Origin of the sequence: uncultured Nostoc sp., assembly GCF_964245445.1 — a bacterium.
In the GTDB taxonomy this organism is placed as follows: Bacteria; Cyanobacteriota; Cyanobacteriia; order Cyanobacteriales; family Nostocaceae; genus Nostoc.
This window is the reverse complement of record NZ_CAXTNE010000201.1, coordinates 11,728-15,338: the sequence shown is the minus strand read 5'-3', so window position 1 is coordinate 15,338 and position 3,611 is coordinate 11,728. Positions and strand designations below refer to the sequence as shown.

At 36.6% G+C, this 3,611-nt stretch carries 3 protein-coding genes and 1 pseudogene; all 4 read left to right on the top strand.

The annotated features are described in order from the left end of the window. Positions 1–382 (top strand): annotated as a pseudogene (locus ACFE90_RS26630) (hypothetical protein); the annotation flags it as partial. Then, the gene (locus ACFE90_RS26625; RefSeq protein WP_375505434.1) at positions 366–1,661 is read left to right on the top strand and encodes a CHAT domain-containing protein; all 1,296 of its coding nucleotides are present in this window, start codon (positions 366–368) and stop codon (positions 1,659–1,661) included. The pseudogene ACFE90_RS26630 and the gene ACFE90_RS26625, both read left to right, overlap by 17 nt. Positions 1,662–1,724: 63 nt before the next feature. Beyond that, complete coding sequence (locus ACFE90_RS26620; RefSeq protein WP_375505433.1) at positions 1,725–2,063, top strand: hypothetical protein; 339 nt, start codon at positions 1,725–1,727, stop codon at positions 2,061–2,063. Next, a complete protein-coding gene (locus ACFE90_RS26615; protein WP_375505432.1) occupies positions 2,060–3,460 on the top strand; it encodes a hypothetical protein in 1,401 nt (466 codons plus the stop codon). Before ACFE90_RS26620 ends, ACFE90_RS26615 begins: the two co-directional genes overlap by 4 nt. Positions 3,461–3,611: the final 151 nt, after the last annotated feature.

Here is a 3,611-nt window from a genome sequence, read left to right as displayed (position 1 = left end):
TGAATTAGCCATCGCTGCTTATAATCAAGCACTCGAAGTTACAACCAAAAGCGCCCTTCCTCAATACCATGCAGGAACTTTGTTAAATCTCGGCAGCTTATACCAAGACGAAAACCAGTTTGACTCAGCTTACAATACCTTTGTTGCAGCAATAGAAACAGTGGAAGCTTTGCGGCTTGAAATTGTTTCTGGCGAAGAAGCCAAGCGCAAACAAGCAGAAGAATGGAATCAACTTTATCGATGCATGGTAGAAGTTTGCCTAGCATTGGCAAAAGACACTGAGGCAATAGAATATATTGAACGTAGCAAAACCCGCAATTTAGTCGAACTGTTAACCAAAGCAACTAAAGGCAAATCAAGAAAATTTGCCTTTAGTTGCTAGCAGCATCCACTTTGGAGAAATTCAAAACCTTTTAGATAACGAAACTGCGATCATTGAGTGGTACATCTTCACTGATTGTTTTCGCGTTTTCATCATTACTCACAACAAATTGATCATTTGGCAATCCAAGCAACAAGACTTAGAAAATCTGGAAAAATGGATTGATAATTACCTCCAGCTTTACGACAGCGATAAACCAAAGTGGCGTTCTCAGTTAAGCGATTTACTTATTCAGCTAACTAAAATCCTCCATCTCAATCAAATAACTTCCCTCGTTCCCTCTGATTGCCACAAGTTAATTCTCATTCCCCATCGTTATTTACACCTCTTATCTTTCCACGCTATTCCCCTATCTGCTAACGACTCCTCAACAGCAGAGTATTTATTTGATAGATTTCCTGGTGGTGTGAGTTATGCACCTAGTTGTCAGCTGTTGCGGTTTACTCAATCCAAAGCTAAAAAATTAAATGATTCACAGTTAAATCAACAAAGTCACCTTTTTGCTATTCAAAATCCTACAAATGATTTAGACTTTACCGATATCGAAGTTGAGACAATTGCCGCAAACTTTCAACCCCACCAAATTCTCAAACATCACCAAGCCACCAAAACAGCATTAACAGCACAACCAACAAATCAAAATCTCGCCAATTCTCAATGGCTACACTTTTCTTGTCATGGATATTTTAATTTGGGTTTGCCTCTCAAATCAGGCTTACAGCTAGCCGATGCAGTGATTGCTGAAGTTCCTGTTTATAGCAACTCATCTCGCTACCTACGAGTTGATGATGAAAAAGCAATAGATTTAGATAAATGCCTCACCCTAGAAGATATCTTTCAATTCGACTTAAATAACTGCCGTCTTGTTTGTCTTTCTGCTTGCGAGACAGGCTTTATTGATTTTAAGAATTACAGCGATGAATATATAGGTTTGGCAAGTGGCTTTATTCGTGCTGGTGCAGCCAATATTATTAGTAGCTTATGGGCAGTGAGTGATTTTCACACAGCTTTATTAATGATTAAATTTTATGAGCTTTTGCCTAATTATCAATATAATATGCCCTTGGCACTTAATCATACCCAGCAATGGCTACGTCAAGCTAATCAAACACAAATAATATATTGGCTTCAAGGTCTAGATAAAATGGAACTAGTAAAAAAACAGCAAATTATAGATTATTTAGATAAGCAATACAAACCAGAACAACAGCCATTTAAAAAGCCAGAATTCTGGGCAGCATTTTGTGCTATATCACCTGTTTTAGGCAATAAACAATAGGCAATTGCTCATTACCCATCAAAATCAAATACAATAACATGCAATCAACACAAAAATAAACCAATGGAAGCCGATAAACTCATTCAAGCATTTACCCAAGTTGTGCGAAATCAAGATTATGTTTTTTCATCAGAAGCCATTACAGCCATTCCAGAACTACAAAAAGAACTTGCCGAATTAGAAGCCCAACCACCAGATTTATTTTCCGAAGCAATTCGCCATTGGTATATTGAATATGAAGATGTTAGAGACGCTGTACTAATTGAAGAACGAGAAATAGAGAAAGTCAGTAAAACTAAGCCAGAAATTCAAGAAAATACTCAGGAAAATCGTTACAGAGTTGTGCAAGACGAAATTCAAAAACTGCACCATAGAAAAATCAATCAGTCTCATCAACCATGAAAATCTATGCACCTAATATTCATTTATTCGCCTTTCAACTTTATAAAAGCGCCAATATTGATGTAACACCAATAGATAAAAACTTTCTTTGGAACACTGGTGATGAAATAGTTGACATAACCTTACACCAAGATTTACACCTCTCCCAGCGTATTGATGTAAATAAAGAACCAAATAGCCCTCGTGTAGATTTACTCAAAGATACAGAAGTTATCGATGAGAACTACGCTGTCTCTTTTGACGGTATTACCCTAGACCAAAATCAAAACTTATTAATTAAAGGTTTTGCTCATCCTTTACGACTTTACGACAGCTACAGTTTATGGCTAAATCTACGTCGTCCAGAAAAAGAAAATAACAATCATACAGATGATGTAGATATCTCATTTCTACGAAAATTAAATCCAGACAACTGTCTTACCGTTAAAGATAATCCTTTATTTATCGGTCAAACTCTGCTAATTACTGGTTGGTTAACAGGTGCAAGAGATAAAAAAATTATCCAACAAATAGCAAACGAGTGTTTAAAATCTATATTTCCTGATAACTATCTTCTACCGCAATTTAATCGCCAAGGTGAATTATTTGGCAGTCTTATATTTGAATATGGTTTATTTAGTCAACTATCTAACTATCAGCACGTTTTAATTTGGTTATTTGCCGACGAACAAGCAGATGATAAATTGAATCAATGCTATCAAGAATTATTAGATTTATTTTTCTTTCGCGCTAAAGCTGTAAAAGCTTACAAAGATAGTAGAGAAGTTTACAAACAACTAGATTCAGCCTATCGCGATATTGAAATAATCATTGAAAAAATACCTAAATCAGATAAGACTCAAGCTACCAAAACAGTAGATTTAACTTATTTAAAAGACCTCCTAAAAACTTTACCCCAATCATTGTTAACATACACCCGTCTGCTGCGAAATTTAGAAGAATATCAAAATACTATTGCGATTAATACCTATAACTACGCCGAGAGATTGCAGCAGATTCATGATATAACAGGTGAAAGCATCAAGTTTCTAGAAATCTTCAGTCAAAGAAACTGCCTCTTCTTCCAACAACAAATCGATGCAGATTTAGGTTATTTCCACCACGGTTCGGAATTATTGAGTAAAGCCATAGACTCAATTCGTGGCATAGTAGAAATAGAACAAGCCGAACGCGATCGCTCTTTAGAAGACACCATCCAAGTAGTAGGTATAGCTTTTGGTGGCGGTGCAATAGTTTCTGGTGTCGTTACCCAGCACATAGATAAACCCTTCACAGAGATAAATTTCAAGTACCCAATTCATCCCCTAGTATTATCTTTGCTGTGGAGTTTTATAGCTACAGTTGCTTGTTTTTTACTGGCGCGGTTGTGGTTGTTTACTAAACGTAAATGGGGTTAGGATAAGTTATCTTACTCACGTAATATCAATAGTAGGAATAATTCTGCTGTGCGATGTCTACGACGGGCTACGCCTACGCCCATTTTCGACAACCAGAAAAATTCACGCTATTTCGGGTTGATATGCGATCGCTCCTTCAAATCAAAGCCTC